Annotated in this window: 18 protein-coding genes; 14 read left to right on the top strand and 4 right to left on the bottom strand. The window is 33.6% G+C overall.

The window, feature by feature from the left end:
* The first annotated feature begins 87 nt into the window (after positions 1-87).
* From C1N55_RS11580 to C1N55_RS11565, 4 genes are read left to right on the top strand one after another with little or no spacing between them, the layout of a single operon-like run.
* Positions 88-447, top strand: a complete 360-nt coding sequence (locus C1N55_RS11580; RefSeq protein ID WP_137728974.1) for a fluoride efflux transporter FluC — start codon at positions 88-90, stop codon at positions 445-447.
* Positions 435-779, top strand: coding sequence for a fluoride efflux transporter CrcB (crcB, locus tag C1N55_RS11575; protein ID WP_137728973.1), 345 nt, complete (start codon positions 435-437; stop codon positions 777-779). Before C1N55_RS11580 ends, crcB begins: the two co-directional genes overlap by 13 nt.
* Before the next feature lie 49 nt (positions 780-828).
* Complete coding sequence (locus C1N55_RS11570; RefSeq protein ID WP_137728972.1) at positions 829-1320, top strand: nucleoside 2-deoxyribosyltransferase; 492 nt, start codon at positions 829-831, stop codon at positions 1318-1320.
* Positions 1317-1793 (top strand): DUF4064 domain-containing protein, encoded by a 477-nt coding sequence (locus C1N55_RS11565; RefSeq protein WP_137728971.1) that lies wholly within the window; start codon positions 1317-1319, stop codon positions 1791-1793. Before C1N55_RS11570 ends, C1N55_RS11565 begins: the two co-directional genes overlap by 4 nt.
* A gap of 105 nt (positions 1794-1898) precedes the next feature.
* On the opposite strand, the gene C1N55_RS11560 is transcribed toward C1N55_RS11565, so the two are convergent.
* Positions 1899-2414, bottom strand: coding sequence for a methylated-DNA--[protein]-cysteine S-methyltransferase (locus C1N55_RS11560; protein ID WP_137728970.1), 516 nt, complete (start codon positions 2412-2414; stop codon positions 1899-1901).
* Between the two features lie 239 nt (positions 2415-2653).
* On the opposite strand from C1N55_RS11560, the gene C1N55_RS11555 reads away from it, so the two are divergent.
* From C1N55_RS11555 to C1N55_RS11535, 5 genes are all read left to right on the top strand, one after another.
* Entirely contained in the window at positions 2654-4582 is a 1929-nt protein-coding gene (locus C1N55_RS11555; RefSeq protein ID WP_168193847.1) for an FUSC family protein, read from the top strand.
* A 191-nt stretch (positions 4583-4773) separates the two neighbouring features.
* A complete protein-coding gene (locus C1N55_RS11550; protein WP_137730628.1) occupies positions 4774-5313 on the top strand; it encodes an NADPH-dependent FMN reductase in 540 nt (179 codons plus the stop codon).
* A gap of 234 nt (positions 5314-5547) precedes the next feature.
* Complete coding sequence (locus C1N55_RS11545; protein WP_137728968.1) at positions 5548-6336, top strand: ABC transporter ATP-binding protein; 789 nt, start codon at positions 5548-5550, stop codon at positions 6334-6336.
* Positions 6337-6465: 129 nt separating this feature from the next.
* Positions 6466-7029: a signal peptidase I gene (lepB, locus tag C1N55_RS11540; RefSeq protein WP_137728967.1), complete on the top strand. Its 564-nt coding sequence runs from the start codon at positions 6466-6468 to the stop codon at positions 7027-7029.
* A gap of 157 nt (positions 7030-7186) precedes the next feature.
* Positions 7187-7675, top strand: coding sequence for an SRPBCC domain-containing protein (locus C1N55_RS11535; protein WP_137728966.1), 489 nt, complete (start codon positions 7187-7189; stop codon positions 7673-7675).
* 98 nt (positions 7676-7773) lie between these two features.
* Here the strand turns inward: C1N55_RS11535 and guaC are convergent, their stop codons facing one another.
* Complete coding sequence (gene guaC / locus C1N55_RS11530; RefSeq protein WP_137728965.1) at positions 7774-8757, bottom strand: GMP reductase; 984 nt, start codon at positions 8755-8757, stop codon at positions 7774-7776.
* Positions 8758-9026: 269 nt separating this feature from the next.
* Here guaC and C1N55_RS11525 point away from each other — a divergent pair, with 269 nt between their 5' ends.
* Both C1N55_RS11525 and C1N55_RS11520 read left to right on the top strand, forming a co-directional pair.
* Entirely contained in the window at positions 9027-9302 is a 276-nt protein-coding gene (locus tag C1N55_RS11525) for a hypothetical protein (protein ID WP_137728964.1), read from the top strand.
* 140 nt (positions 9303-9442) lie between these two features.
* Positions 9443-9658 (top strand): hypothetical protein, encoded by a 216-nt coding sequence (locus C1N55_RS11520; protein ID WP_137728963.1) that lies wholly within the window; start codon positions 9443-9445, stop codon positions 9656-9658.
* A 106-nt stretch (positions 9659-9764) separates the two neighbouring features.
* Here the strand turns inward: C1N55_RS11520 and C1N55_RS11515 are convergent, their stop codons facing one another.
* Both C1N55_RS11515 and C1N55_RS11510 read right to left on the bottom strand, forming a co-directional pair.
* Positions 9765-10466, bottom strand: coding sequence for a helix-turn-helix domain-containing protein (locus C1N55_RS11515; protein ID WP_240758280.1), 702 nt, complete (start codon positions 10464-10466; stop codon positions 9765-9767).
* A 31-nt stretch (positions 10467-10497) separates the two neighbouring features.
* Complete coding sequence (locus tag C1N55_RS11510) at positions 10498-11439, bottom strand: PrpR N-terminal domain-containing protein (protein ID WP_137728961.1); 942 nt, start codon at positions 11437-11439, stop codon at positions 10498-10500.
* 416 nt (positions 11440-11855) lie between these two features.
* Here C1N55_RS11510 and C1N55_RS11505 point away from each other — a divergent pair, with 416 nt between their 5' ends.
* From C1N55_RS11505 to C1N55_RS11495, 3 genes are all read left to right on the top strand, one after another.
* Positions 11856-12647 carry a 3D domain-containing protein gene (locus C1N55_RS11505; RefSeq protein ID WP_137728960.1) on the top strand — a complete coding sequence of 264 codons (792 nt, stop codon included), beginning with the start codon at positions 11856-11858 and terminating at the stop codon, positions 12645-12647.
* A gap of 494 nt (positions 12648-13141) precedes the next feature.
* Positions 13142-14446: an ammonium transporter gene (locus tag C1N55_RS11500; RefSeq protein ID WP_137728959.1), complete on the top strand. Its 1305-nt coding sequence runs from the start codon at positions 13142-13144 to the stop codon at positions 14444-14446.
* Positions 14447-14517: 71 nt separating this feature from the next.
* A complete protein-coding gene (locus C1N55_RS11495; protein ID WP_370452518.1) occupies positions 14518-15483 on the top strand; it encodes a DUF294 nucleotidyltransferase-like domain-containing protein in 966 nt (321 codons plus the stop codon).
* Positions 15484-15495 lie beyond the last annotated feature (12 nt).

The raw sequence follows: 15495 nt of genomic DNA, 5'->3' as shown, positions 1-15495 counted from the left end.
GAAGTCCTGAAACTTCTTATGGAATTTTTGCATCAAGAAAATTTATTATAGAATACTGGTTGATGGATTTTGATTGGAGAGAGTCATTTGCAAAATGGTATTCAAGTATTTTTGGGTGGTATGGTAGGTAGCCTATTAAGATATATCGTACAAGTATATACAAATACCTCGGTCATGCTTTGGGTAGTAAATATTCTTGGCAGCTTTGTTCTTGGGAGTCTAAATGGATACTTTCTAAAGAAAGATAAGCCTTTAAAGCTATTCTTAACTACAGGGATGATGGGGGCATTCACTACCTTTTCCACCTTTACCGGAAATTGGTTTTCACTTTTGAATGAGCACTTTTTAATAGGTATTGTTTATGCGATTTCAATGACCTTGGCTTGTTTTACAGCAGCATCGATTGGGTATTGTATGAATCGAGGGAAACTAACATGGAATGGATGATGGTGTCTTTTGGAGGAGGTATGGGGGCAACACTTAGATACTTGGTTCAATTATGGATAGTGAAAAAGAGGATTTCTTCTTACTGGGCGACAGCTTTAGTCAATGTATTTGGATCTTTTATGCTAGGGATTACTAGTAATATCGCAGTAGATTCAAGTACTATATTAGCTTTTTTCACTGTTGGCATTTTAGGAGCATTTACCACCTTTTCTACGTTTGCTTTTGATATTGTAAAGTTACTGGAAGCAAAAAAGTATAAGTTAGCATTATTGTTCGTAAGTGTAAATTTAATCGGTGGTTTTATTGGCTTTTCGTTTGGCTGGTTGATTTGATTTAGTAATATTTAAATAATGAAATACATACATTAAAGGCGGTAAAGACATGAAGGCATATTTAGCAAATGGATTATTTTCAATAGGGGATCGATTAGTAAATGAATTAATCGCTAAGGAAATTCGAAAGGCAATACCGGAAATCGATTTATACGTCCCACAGGAAAATGATGCGATTAACGACAAGCAAGCATTCGCAAATAGTTTAGCAATCGCAGAAGCTGACATGGCAAAACTGCAGAATAGTGATGTGTTAATTGCTGTATTGGATGGGATTGAAATAGATTCTGGCGTAGCAGCTGAGATTGGTGTTTTTTCAACATATAATCGACCAGTTATCGCATTGTTTTCTGATGTGCGTCAACTAGGACGAGACAATCATGAAAAGATTAATGCTCTTATAAAAGATGGAACAGAAAATCAGTTTATTTATCGAAATTTATTTGTCATAGGCATAATTAAACGAAATGGAGTTATTGTAAGTACAGTGGAAGCTGTTGTTGAAAATGTGAAGAGGTATTTAGGGGAGGAAAAACAGTGAAAAGAACTGGCGAAAGAGTTTTAAGTATTATTGCAACTATATTAAATGTATTGGCAGTAGGTTTCTTAATAGTGATGTTATTTGGTGGTAAAATGCTAATAGATACCGGAATGAACGATCCACTCATACAAAGTGAAATGGAAAGTCAAATGTATGCTAGTGGATTAACAGAAGCGGAAATAGATGAGGCCTTATTATTTATGGATGATTTTATTTCCTTTATAAGTGGAATAGGTTGGATATTTGTAGTATTAGGCATAATAGCAATTATATTGGGCGTTATTGGTGCAGTAAAAGTAAATAAAAATGCTAAATTAGCAGGCATTTTATTTATTATAGCAGCAGTTTTATCGGGAATTATTTCATTACAGGGTATCTTGTTAATCATTGCAGCCATAATGTGCTTTGTTCGTAAACCAAAATCTGAAATTCCACTTCAAAAAACAGATGAAAATGGATATGTGATCGAGTAATGCAGCATACTCACCATCTTGAAAAAGCATTCAGAATGCTCAGAATCATTCTGAATGCTTTTTGTTTTAGCTTAAGTATATATTGCAAAAACGAAAGGGAGCAACTCATCCTTTATAAGGAATTTTCTCAAGTGTTAATAGCTTTTCTTTAACATCCAATCCACCGCTAAAGCCTGTTAGAGTACCGTTTTTACCTAGTACACGGTGACAGGGGATTACAATAGCAACAGGATTAGAACCAATTGCTGTTCCTACAGCTCTTACGGCATTTGGGTTTCCAATTTGATTTGCGATATCTGAATAACAAAATGACTTACCGTATGGGATTAAGCTTAGTGCATTCCATACTTTCATTTGGAAGGTTGTACCAATAACATCAAAATTGAAGTCAAATTGTGTTCTTTCTCCGTTAAAGTATTCTATTAATTCTTTTTTATATATCGTTAATTCATCGATTGCTTCTATCAGTCTCCCATTAGGGAATTGCTTTATACAGGCTTTTACTAATTCCTCAATTGAAGAATGCTCTGTTCCTAAATAACAAAGTCCTTTTTCTGTAGCTGCAATATAAACTTTCCATTGTTTATGTAAAAGGTATTGGTAATAGATAATCGTTTCCATTTATACACCTCCAATTTTCTATATCTTATCATGAAAATGTTTACTTATTAGCTATTTTTCTCTTTGAATACGTATAATAATTCCTCTAAGCCTATTATGTTATAATAAGGTGTATCAGCAATCGTTCCGTTCTTTTAAATTAGAACCGGACGATTTTTATTTTGTATTCATTTAATGTGATTATACAGAATCTAAATGAGGGAAATCTAATAATATTATTCATGTCAGGAGAGAACTATATGGGGGAAACAAAAGTTGATTCACGATCCATTTTTAGACAGGCATTAACAGTTAATAAAAAACCGTTTCCCTGGTTGAAAGCATTTTTAGCTGGAGTTGCAGCTGGATTACCAATAGCTATAGGACTATTTTTTGGAAGCTTACATAATGGTTTGATTGCTGGTTTGGGTGGTTTTACATTTCTCTATGTATTTCCGATTCCTTATGCACAATTAGCAAAAAAACTTGCATGGTGTGTCTTAGCGATTACTGGCTGCGTTTTAATTGGAACAATACTTGCCCCATATCCTATAATAACATCAATTATGATGGGAATTATTGGAGCGATAGGGATCTTTGTATTTGGAGCACTTCGGTTAGTTGGGCCATCCGCTATCTTTTTTGTACTTATTTTTGCCATGGTAACAGGGATGCCAATTGCACCAGAGGAAGCATTAAGCCGAGCTGGGTTAGCATTTTTGGGTGGAGCATTATCATGGATTATTGCTATGAGTGGGTGGCTTTTTTATCCACATGGTCCTGAAAAAAATATCGTTAAAAGAAGCTATCTCGAACTTGCCAATTACTTTGATGCTATTGGAACAACTAGTGAAAATGATGCTCAGCATCGCGTAATGGCAACATTAAAGGAAGCAAATGAGACGATTGCTTCTGGTTATATAGCTTGGAGGAATGCGAATCTTTATAATCATTTAGTTGTATTAAATAATTATGCCAATAAGATCTATTTTTTTTCCATTGAGCAAAAGTTAACTGAACAGAAGGCAATACTACCAGTGGAATTAGGGGAATCTCTTCGTAAAATAGCGGAGATTATCGATACAACAAATATGTACGATTCTGCTGCCTCGGTACTTTTAAATCACCCTTATGAAATGGATGAGAAAATTGCACAAGTTTTTATGGAAATAAATGCAGCAAAAGATAGTTTAATGGATTCAAGTATTACGCTAAAAGCTCAAGCTTCTATACAAAAACCATCAGCCAAAAGAATTTTACTTGGAGCGTTCGATAAGAATTCAATTATATTTATCAATGCGTTAAGATTTGGTGCTTTTACGATATTTGCTGCGATCTTTGCTTTTGAATTTGAATTTAATCGGTCCTTCTGGATCCCACTATCATGCGTTGCAGTCATGTCAGGTGCGACTGTAGTGGCTACTTTTCATCGAGCAATCCAGCGAAGTTTTGGTACAATTTTTGGAATATTAATAGCCAGTATAATAATTTCTTTTCATCCCACAGGATACATCATCGCTCTTTTAATTTTTCTCCTAACATTTATTACCGAGTTATTTATTGTGAAAAATTATGGATTAGCAGCATTATTTTTTACTCCCGCAGCACTTATTATGGCTGAAGCCGGATCAAATGGGGATTTATCATTTGCATTTATAGCATCAACACGTTTAATTGATGTGTTGATAGGTGTAATAATTGGATTAATCGGTGTTTGGTTTGTTGGTCGAAAATCAGCCTCCAGTCGGCTTCCACATTTAGTAGCAAAAACAATTCGTTCTCAGGAACAAGTATTTTATGTATTGTTTTCAAACCAGAAAATCTATCAAGATTATGGTCGAAATATTGAATTTAACAAAATGGAGACAAATATCCGTAATTTAAAGACAGTTTTTGATACTGCTACAGGAGAAATACCGAAGGATAAAAAAGCAATTGAACATTATTGGCCAATTGTAAATTCACTAGAAGAACTCGGCTTCTTATTTGATAAATGTGCAAGATTAAACACTCGTCCAATTTTAGATGATGAAATCATTGCTCATTACCTATTAATTTTTAAGTCCATCGCAATAGCGGCTGATCGAAGAAATCATGTTGATCAACGCTCCCTACCCAAAATTGCAGGATTCCCGAGTATTGTTGACAAAATTGAAGACTTGCAATTGAAAATCCATAGACCTAATTAGAAATAGAAGTGGCATACTTACTTTGAACTTAACAAAACAAGTTTAGAATTTAAAATATTGGAAAAAGTAATAATGTTTAGTATTACTACCAAGAAAAATTCTTTATCTAAAGTTAACGGATAAATTGAAGTATTTTTCATCATATTATTTGGTAGTTATGAATGGATTATGACAAGATGGAGGAAGAAATTATGATAAAAATCGGTATTATCTTAGGTAGTACTCGTGAAGGGCGAGTTAGTCCACAAGTCGGGGAATGGGTAAAAGGAATTGCAGATGGACGTGGAGATGCAACATATGAAATCATTGATATTGCAAACTTTAAATTGCCGTTATTAGGAGAACCAGGTGGAGATGCATCGGGTGTTGCTGAGTGGTCTCGAAGTATTGCTGGTTGTGATGGATTTGTCTTTATCACTCAAGAATACAATCACTCCATTTCAGGGGCATTAAAAAATGCTCTAGATTTCTTGCGTGAGGAATGGAACAATAAAGCAGCTGGAATTGTCAGCTACGGTTCCGTTGGTGGAGCTCGGGCTGCAGAGCATTTACGCGGCATTTTAGGTGAATTGCTTGTTGCAGATGTTCGTGTACACCCAGCGTTATCTTTATTTACAGATTTTGAAAATGGTACAGTTTTCAAACCAAAAGATGTACAAACTCAATCAGTGAATGATATGTTGGATCAACTTATCTCTTGGAGTACGGCTTTAAAAACTATCCGCAAATAATAGATAAACATCCCACTTACTTTATTGTGAGTGGGATTTTATTGTAAAGGAATGATACACTTAATGAAATTGTAATGGTCTTTTAATACAATTTAACTATACAGTTATGCATCAGAAGTATTAAACTAGAGTAAATAGTTCGATTATTCAAGAAAAAACAATCGCAATTAGATAGATAGTGAGTTACCAAAATAAATTAAGACTATGGATGATTAGGATTGGAGGGGCTTTGTATTGATTAATCTCAGTGATGTAACAGTTATTAAGAACAAAATAGATATTTTAAAAAATGTGGATTGGGAAGTAAAAAAAGGAGAGCATTGGTCGATTTTAGGATTGAATGGTTCCGGTAAAACAACTTTGTTGAATGTAATCAATGGCTACCTGCATCCAACTTATGGTCATGTGGAAGTATTAGGTGAATTATTTGGTAAAACATACATACCTGATTTACGAAAACAAATTGGTCTAATAAGCGCATCTATCCAACAACAAATAAAAGATTTTGAAAGTGTCTTAAGTATTGTCTTAAGTGGAAAGTTTGCATCAATAGGTCTATGGGATGCTGTAGAAAAAACAGATATTGAACAAGCACAATCATATATTGGATTATTAAATTGCGAGCATCTACAAGATCGAGAATATGGAACTTTATCACAAGGTGAACGTCAAAGAGTATTAATTGCAAGAGCTTTGATGGCTCATCCAAAAATCCTGATATTAGATGAGCCCTGTAATGGCTTAGATATTATTTCGCGGGAAGAATTGCTGAAAATTATCGAAGAATTATCGAAATCAAAGGATTGTCCAACACTTATTTATGTCACACATCATGTAGAAGAGATTCTTCCTTGCTTTACGCATACCTTGTTATTAAAAAATGGGGAAGTATTTTGTCAAGGATTATCCAAAGAACTTTTAACGGAGATCACTTTGTCAAACTTTTTTGAACGCCCTGTAGCAGTACAAATTGAACAAAATCGGACTTGGATTGCCTTAAAGGAAAGTCTGATACAGAACTAAACATCATAATATAAACATACATCATGATATACATGTATAGAAATACAGAACATATATTTTGTTTAAACGAGAAATAAATAAAACCATTAATAATGGAATTTAGTTAGAACCTAGAGGGGGGGATATTATATGACACAGCCAACAAAGCCAAAAAGTGAATTTATGTCATGGTTAGTTGCTATTTTATTTGGAATTGTCATTTCGTTTATTTGTCGAGAATTTGTTTTTTCCCCACTTGTTGTAAAAGGTGCTTCCATGATGCCTACATATGAGAATCAAGATGTTATTATTGTTAGTAAAATAAGTGAAATCAATCGATTTGATCAGGTTGTTTTTGAAGCTCCTTATGAGGATGAATATTATATAAAACGTGTGATAGGTTTACCTGGTGATACTGTTGAAATGAAGGATGATATTTTAATAATAAATAATACCGAGTATGAGGAATCCTATGTGAATCGTGATAATAGCAACCCACTTCAAATAAGAGTAACTGAAAACTTTACGTTAGAAGAAATTACGGGATATGACACAGTTCCTGAAGGGTATTTATTTGTTTTAGGAGATAATCGTTTAAGAAGTTCCGATAGTCGACATTACGGATTAATTCCGACTGATTCCGTTTTAGGAGAATCCAAAATCCGAATCTATCCATTAAGTAATTTCAAATTGTTTAATACAAGCAAAGAATAAAAAACTCTACTTAATCTTTCTTTTAATAAGAAAAAACATGTAGACAAAGACGTTAATCGACTTTGTCTACACCTGGACCATATCTTTTGTATGGTTATTTTTTTATTATGAAATACTTATCCATGCAACTAATTTTCATTATTTAGGAGGAATTTATATGCTTGCAAAAATATACAAAAGTGAAGCTGGATATATAGCAGAATATGATCGCTATTTTGATGTACCAACCGAAAAAGTATGGCCTTTATTAATCAGCAACGAAAAATTCAAACTTTGGATGGAGCATCTTGAAATAACAGACCTAAGAAAAGGTGGGAATATTAATTTTCATTATAATGACGGGTCAGGAAATCTTGAGAAAATAAAAATTACAGATTATGTAGATGATAAAGCTCTTCAATTCGAATGGGGTGAAGACACGGTTCGATTTGAAATCATTCCAGAGAACTCAGGCACTCTCTTAGTCATGAAGCAATTCTTGACGAATCTCACAGACCATACTCCGAAAGACTTAGCTGGATGGCATGTTTGTTTGTTACGATTTAATGATGTTGTGACAGGGGAATCCACATTTTTGCCTGAAGATGAATGGGAAAAATGGTATGTTGAATATAAGCTTTTAGTTCATAATCTAGATAATCAATAGAACAATTGTGAGAAATGTAAATTAATCATTTATATAACAAAAACGAGTAGAATTTCATCGTTAAATGAAGTCTACTCGTTTTAAATTACTCCGACTTATTAATAAACTTTATCCCCATTGAAGATAGAGTTTTTAACTACTACATAGTCAACAGTACGGATAGCGTCTAACTTGCTTCCGCCGGCATATGAAATCGATGATTGTAAATCTTGTTCCATTTCCACTAAAGTATCCATTAAAGAACCTTTATGTTCTACGTACATTTTTTTACCTTCAACGTTTTTCTTCTCGCCTTTTTGGAATTCAGAAGCAGATCCAAAGTACTCTTTGAACATTTTGCCATCTTTTACAACAGTTTGACCTGGAGATTCTTCATGTCCAGCAAATAGAGAACCGATCATTACCATAGATGCTCCGAAGCGAACTGATTTAGCGATGTCTCCATTTGTACGAATACCACCATCAGCAATAATTGGTTTTGTTGCAGCTTTAGCACACCAACGAAGGGCTGCTAATTGCCATCCACCAGTGCCAAAGCCAGTTTTAATTTTCGTAATACATACTTTACCTGGTCCGATACCAACTTTTGTTGCATCTGCACCAGCATTTTCAAGCTCACGTACTGCTTCAGGAGTACCAACATTTCCAGCGATAACAAAGCTTTGTGGTAAGTGATACTTAATATGTTTAATCATATTAATTACGGCGTTTGAATGTCCGTGAGCAATATCGATTGTGATAAATTCTGGAATAAGTTCTTCTACTGCTAATTGCTCAATGAAAGCATACTCTTCTTCTTTAACACCAACTGAAATAGAAGCAATTAATTTACGAGAATGCATGTTTTTAATAAATTCTGCACGTGTTTCTGGATTGAAGCGATGCATGATATAAAAGTAACCATTTTCTGCTAATTTAATGGCAATTGTTTCATCAATAATTGTTTGCATGTTTGCAGGTACAACCGGTAATTTAAATTTAAAGCCACCAAACATGATAGAAGTATCACATTCTGAACGGCTTTCTACTATACATTTATTTGGAATTAATTGAATATCTTCATAATCAAATACGTTTTCCATCTAAGAACACCTCGAAATCACGAATATTTTTTTAATAAGAGCATTAATTGTTCGCCCTTTGGTAATTTACCTTATTTTTGAGACTATGTCAAAGTATTTCTAATATAATATCTTTTTTTAGCTTATCCTAAAGGAAAATAATTATTATATAACAAAACAATTACATGGATAATTATAAAAAAATATGTGAGAACAAATCACATAATAGTATTAAATGTGAATAATGATAGGGCATCGTACTCATATTAGAATACGAAGGAGATGATATAATGCCAAGAAACTCAGAAAATCAACATGTAGAATCGGAATCGACACCACATTTCGAAGGCGAAGAAACTTTAACTAATCCGCTAGATACAGCACACGGAAAGTTAACTTTCTCAACTCAACTATATCCTCGTGAGGAATTTGGGATGGAAAGAAGAAATCCTTTCAAATTTAAGCCGAAAGTAGATCCGATGATGCAGCGATTCGAGAAGCTAATGAGAGGGACAAAAAAGTCGAATGATTATATGTTGTTCATAATTTGCTCTGGAGTATTATAATTTAGTTAAAGTATTAGTATTGGCCAATATTTTTTTGACTTGCAAAATGGGATATAAAAAAATGTAAACTTACATCTTAGACAAAAGCACAATAGGCTTTCATCTCTCCTCATAGTATAGAGGAAGGAGGGAGCTAATCGATGCTTGATAAAATCAAACAATTAATTGGTCAGCCGATTGGCGTTGCGTTTAAAAATGGACTTAGCGTCTCGGGTGTATTATGTAATGCAGATGAAGACGAAATTTGTTTATTGGAATATTTATATCAAGCAAAATTTGTCCAAAAATATTATGATTATGAACTAATACAAGGGATTTATATATTTCCAAGCTGCGATAATGATCTACTTAATTGAAGATTCTTCTGAAATAGAAGAGATAGATTATTTTTTATAATTTGGAAAGCGTGCAAAAAACGTGGATAGGGTATCAAACTTATCCACGCGTGCACTTATATTTACTTTACTCTCTAAGTTTTCTCCATAAAGTTCCACGGTTGATGCCTAAACGTTCAGCGGTTTTTGACTGATTGAAATTTTCTTCCTTTAGCACCAATTCAATAATTTCCTTTTCAATTTCTTTAAGGGTTCCCTTAAGTGATAGTGCCTTTATGGGAAGCTTTTCTAAATTCAATACTTTTTCTACTGTGGAATGTTGGATTACAATATTATTTTCATTTAATGCAATTTCTTTCATGATAATCTGTAAATCATCAATGTTGAAGGGATATATTGTTTCTTTTAATAAAGTTAAAGATTGTTCTTTGATCTTTACTGCAATTGTTCCGTATTTCTCATGCAGAGCAGATAAGAAATAGAGTACAAAGGCGGATATATCTTCATTACGTTCATTTAAAGCAGGGAGTTCTACTTTATTTGAAACTTTACAAGTAAATGGTTCGAATTGAGTAATGTTCTCTAATAGAATAAAGACGTGAATATCCAAATCTATGCACTTATTTATAAATGCAGAAAGTATATCATGGCTCTCTTTAATAAGCGACAGGTTTTGAAACTTGATGGTACGAATATGTTTTAACGGGATTTCATCTAATTGAACGATAGGATATTTATCAAAATTAATTGTTAAAAGTAAACCATCTTCGTATTGGTAATGTATATAAGTAGAGATAAAATCTTTTCCTGTTCCTTGTTCACCAATCAAGAGAATAGGCTCATTTTTTTCATAAATTTTTTTAAATTTGCTGTAAGATAAATTGCATTTTTTTAGAATTGGCAATTAATGGCATATGCAAATTTTCTGTATGCACCTTTAATCCTGCTTGATTTAATAGCTGGTCATGCTTATTTAAAATATATAATTTATACGAAAATGTGGGCAAAAAATGGCCATTAATTTCAATTATATAATTATCTTCTACATACTTTTTTGAAGCTTTTTCATTATTTGGATTGATATCCGTATTTAATATGTATAGTTGATTCTTTAATTCATTAGTGAAGTGTATGTTTGTAAAATGCTCATAGACAATATTATTTTGGTTATCAAGTAAAACAATATTTTTATAATTTCTTTGAACAATAACCTCGAAAATTTTACTTGGAATGTTTACTTTATTCATGTAATGATATAACTCAGTAGCTTGCTCTAGTGCTTTAATAATCGTACCTTTACTAGCATGAATTAAAAATCCCTTAAGACCATATGCTTCGCTTGTTTTGATGGTGATTGTATCACCAATTATTTGTTTATAGCCTTGTGTCTTCAAATCGACAACTAAAGGAGCAACTTCATCAATGTGTTTAATTGTAAATACCGAGATCGGAAGCTCCATTAAATCAATTGTCGATGTAGCAAATGTAGTGATATCAGGAAAACTGATAAGTGCAGATTTGTTACTTAAATTCGAGGCTAACGAAAGTGAACGCATCATATCATAACCTGTAATATTCATATCAATAACAGGTGTTTTTACTGCCTCTTTAATAAGCTTTGCGGTAGTCCCTCTACTAATGAATATATCTGTATCACATTTTGTTGACAATGCGATATCAACACCAGCTTGTAATTCACCTACAGAAACACAGATTTTCATATTTGGAAAAAGTGGAGTACATTCTTTAATGACAGGTAACATTGCTTCATATGGAGCGATTATATGTACATTTATGTTCATATTTTAAGCCACCTTTCTACGTTTAAGCACATCTGTACAAGAAATAGGTAGTATCAAAACATATTTTAATATTGATTGTATCATGAAGTGTAAAGAGTAGAAAATGATTAGGAAAAAACAAGGGAAAGTCGGATAATTTAGAATGCTTATCTATAGTAAATAGATGTACAAATATATATTAAGACTGATTTAGAGGCTTATTGCTTTTAAATCAGTCTTTTTTTTTGCTTAAAAAGAAGAGAAAGTTCCCCTTTTTCGCTAATGGTGAAGACGTTATAAAAATATTACTTTTATTACAAATATTACATTTTATTTCTATTTTTATATCAATATGTATATTTTTGTAAGTCAGTGGAGAGTACTTATTTCGTAAAATCATTACAAAATTCGAGATTAATTGTCAGGAGGACGAAAAAATGAAAACTAAATTATCAATGATGATGCTTCTTATCGTATTTACGATAACAATAACAACAAATGTATATGGTATGGAAATAGATCGAGCGGCAATGCACACCGATGCTGAAGGAGAAGGCATAATAATAACAGATCAATTAGATGGAGGAATATTTGATGATGCTTTAGATCGAAGTGTCGTTTTTTATAAACAAATGCAACCGGAAGTGTACCAGGTACAAGAAGGAGATAATCTTTTCCGAATCGCTATAAATCACCAAGTAGAATTAGAGGACTTAATGAAGTGGAACGATCTATCGAATTATACGATACATCCTGGTATGGAATTGGTACTTTATGAAAATGGAAGTGAAAAAGAAGAGGCGGCAACTGTAGTAGCGAATGCTTCATCAACTAGTCAGTCTCAAAATGTAGAAAAGCAAGCATTGAAAAAACAATCAACTAAAACAGAGTCTAGTCAACCCAAAGTGGTACAAAGCTCATCGGAAGAGCCAGCGTCAGGAAGAGAATTGTTAGTAACTGCTACCGCGTATACAGCATATTGTGAAGGATGCTCTGGTACTACAGCAATCGGTATTGATCTACGTTCAAATCCAAACCAGAAAGTGATAGCTGTAGATCCTAATGTCATTCCTTTAGGCTCGAAAGTATGGGTTGAAGGATATGGGGAGGCAATTGCAGGGGATACAGGTGGTGCTATTAAAGGAAATAAAATCGATGTTTTCATCCCGACACGTAACGAGGCTCTTCAATGGGGAAGAAAGCAAGTGAAACTGAAAATACTTAATTAATCATTTTGTGTAAATATAAAAGCGCTAGAGTTTGTTACTTTCTAGTGCTTTTTTTGATTGGAGCTGCTATTTAGGGTGACTAATTATAGATTGTGTCTAATATTTATACATAAGAACTTTTAATGTTGTTAAGAAATGTTACATATCGGTAATTAGTTTTGATAAATTACTTCTTACCCCAAACATATCTATTTTCTTATTATTTTGCTTCTTAAATGTAGTATATGTGAGGAAATATCACTAAATTTAATGAAATCGCATACAGGAAATTTTGCAAGTTTACTTCAAATAATTGCAAAATGCCTATATATTATTAGATAATAATCTAATGTGAACTTTTCTTACATTTATGAAAATAATTTATGAAAATTGTATTGACATAAAGGGAATATAATGTAAAATTAACTTAAATAAAACGTGTTACATTTCCTAACATCACAGAATAATATAAAGTAACATGATAAATTTTTTTATTAGAAGGGAGAATGAAGTTTATGGAAGCTGTTCAAGTTCTTATGGATAACTTGTGGGTGGCGATTGGTGCAATTTTAGTATTCTTTATGTTAGGTGGATTTATTCTTCTTGAAGCAGGTTCGACGAGAATGAAAAATGCCGGTCACGTAGCTGGTAAAACAATTTTCACAGCAGGTATCGGAACATTAGTTTTCTGGGCTGTTGGTTATGGTTTTATATATGGTGATGGAAATGCGTTTATCGGATTATCGAATTTTTTCTATGGAGATACAACAACTGCGGCTGACGCGGGAGGGTTGACTCCGGCAGTCGACTTTTCTTTCCAAGTAATGTTCGCTTTGGTTGCATTAACAATAGCGTTTGGTGGTTTTGCTGAACGTGCTAAATTATCAGTCTATGTAATCTTTGCTATTATTTTCTCAGCTTTAATTTATCCTGTAGTTGCACACTGGATATGGGGCGGTGGCTGGTTAGCCGAACACGGTAAACAAGACTTTGCTGGTTCAACAGTAGTTCACTTAACAGGTGCGATGGCTGCTTTGGCAGCAACAATGATTTTAAAGCCTCGTATTGGTAAATACAACAAAGATGGTTCATCAAATGTTCTTGCAGGTCATAACCAAGTATACACAACTCTAGGTGTTTTAATACTTTGGGTTGGTTGGTTCGGTTTTAATGGAGCTAGTACATTTGGTGTTGCAGATGGATTCTTGGGATATGTGATCTTAAATACCCAATTAGCTGCTGGAGCAGGTGCAGTTGCTGCAATGTTCACTGCTTGGGTGAAGACAGGGAAAGCAGATGTACCCACAACATTAAACGGTGCACTTGCTGGATTAGTTGCTATTACAGCATCATGTGGGTTCGTAGCTCCTTGGGCTGCTGTCATCATCGGTTTAATCGGTGGAATCATGGTTGTATTTAGTATGCAACTATTTGAAAAACTTAAAATCGATGATCCAATCGCTGCATTATCAGTACATGGTACTGTAGGGGTTTGGGGTACACTATCAAACGGTTTATTCGCTTTACCGGCATTGTCAACTGACATCGATTGGGGTCATGCTGGATTATTCTATGGCGGTGGCTGGGAGCAGTTAGGTGTTCAAGCTCTAGGTGTTGTTGCTTCTGGAGCTTATGCATTTGTTGTAGCTTTCATCCTTCTAAAAATTATGGATAAGGTGATGGGTGGACTTCGAGTTACAGAAGAGGAAGAAATCATGGGCTTGGATATTTCGGAACACGGAAGCTATGGTTATCCTGAACAAATGGTATTAGAAGAGGTTAAATTAACAACAGCAGCAACAAAAGATAAATTATTATAAACTACTTTACAAATTAGCCTTATACTTAAACAAAAAGCCTCTGAATCTCAGAGGCTTTTTATATAAAGGAAGTGTTCTCTTTGGAAACGTATGAGTCAATAAAAGAGTGGAAGAATGCCAATATTTCGTTCTGCTTAACTAATAACGTTTCACTCAACACATTTCATGATCAAGTAATGCTAAGAGTATTGGAAGTTGCGATAGAAAAAACAAAACATAAAAAAGCACCTTGCAATTTTACTTGGTTTATAACTGGTAGTGGCGGCCGCTTTGAACAAGGACTAATTAGCGATCAGGATCATGGGATTATTTATGAGGAATCTACCCTTGAGAATGACTTATATTTTAAGGACCTAGGGGAGGAATTATCCAAAGGGCTGGATATTGTTGGTTATCCATATTGTAATGGCCACATTATGAGTTCTAATCCTATTTGGTGTAAATCGTATAAGGAATGGGAATTGCAGTTAAGTAAATGGATGGAGGATGAAAGTTGGGAATCGATCCGATACTTGCAGATATTTTATGATGCAAGAGCTCTATTTGGCGTTGAGGATTATATAAGACGTTTAAAAGCAACAATTCATCAGTATCAAAAAGAACACCCAACAACACTAAGGCGCTTTATGGAAAATGTAAAACACCATAAAAACGCCATTGGTCCTATGGGGCAGATTTTAGTAGAACAACATGGGATTTATCAGGGGTATATTAATTTGAAATATTCAGCTTTCTTACCTTATGTAAATTCAGTTCGACTCCTCTCAATTAAAGAGGGTCTATTTGAAACATCAACATTAGGAAGAATTACGGGGTTGCAAGAGAAGGAAGAATATAGAGAGTTATTAAAATACTGCTTTGTAAATTTTTCTTTGCTGATGCAGTATCGATTATCTTTGTTTCAAGTAGAAGAGTATGAAGATACCCATTATTTAAATGTAAAAAATTTAACCAAGGAACAACGAAAAGAGATTAAAAGAATCTTAAAATACGGAAAAAAAATCCACGATACCGTTATTGATTTGGTAAATATTTGAAAGAGAAGTAAA

Source organism: Lysinibacillus sp. SGAir0095 (assembly GCF_005491425.1).
Classification (GTDB): Bacteria; Bacillota; Bacilli; order Bacillales_A; family Planococcaceae; genus Ureibacillus.
The sequence above is the reverse complement of the archived record's forward strand: the minus strand, read 5'-3'. Positions and strand labels throughout refer to the sequence as shown.

Coding starts and splice junctions, on each gene's coding strand:
- guaC (WP_137728965.1), bottom strand. CDS start 8,757: ATGGAAAACGTATTTGATTATGAAGATATTCAATTAATTCCAAATAAA.
- C1N55_RS11570 (WP_137728972.1), top strand. CDS start 829: ATGAAGGCATATTTAGCAAATGGATTATTTTCAATAGGGGATCGATTA.
- C1N55_RS11535 (WP_137728966.1), top strand. CDS start 7,187: ATGCTTGCAAAAATATACAAAAGTGAAGCTGGATATATAGCAGAATAT.
- C1N55_RS11555 (WP_168193847.1), top strand. CDS start 2,654: ATGGGGGAAACAAAAGTTGATTCACGATCCATTTTTAGACAGGCATTA.
- C1N55_RS11505 (WP_137728960.1), top strand. CDS start 11,856: ATGAAAACTAAATTATCAATGATGATGCTTCTTATCGTATTTACGATA.
- C1N55_RS11550 (WP_137730628.1), top strand. CDS start 4,774: ATGATAAAAATCGGTATTATCTTAGGTAGTACTCGTGAAGGGCGAGTT.
- C1N55_RS11520 (WP_137728963.1), top strand. CDS start 9,443: ATGCTTGATAAAATCAAACAATTAATTGGTCAGCCGATTGGCGTTGCG.
- C1N55_RS11560 (WP_137728970.1), bottom strand. CDS start 2,414: ATGGAAACGATTATCTATTACCAATACCTTTTACATAAACAATGGAAA.
- C1N55_RS11500 (WP_137728959.1), top strand. CDS start 13,142: ATGGAAGCTGTTCAAGTTCTTATGGATAACTTGTGGGTGGCGATTGGT.
- C1N55_RS11510 (WP_137728961.1), bottom strand. CDS start 11,439: ATGAACATAAATGTACATATAATCGCTCCATATGAAGCAATGTTACCT.
- lepB (WP_137728967.1), top strand. CDS start 6,466: ATGACACAGCCAACAAAGCCAAAAAGTGAATTTATGTCATGGTTAGTT.
- crcB (WP_137728973.1), top strand. CDS start 435: ATGGAATGGATGATGGTGTCTTTTGGAGGAGGTATGGGGGCAACACTT.
- C1N55_RS11525 (WP_137728964.1), top strand. CDS start 9,027: ATGCCAAGAAACTCAGAAAATCAACATGTAGAATCGGAATCGACACCA.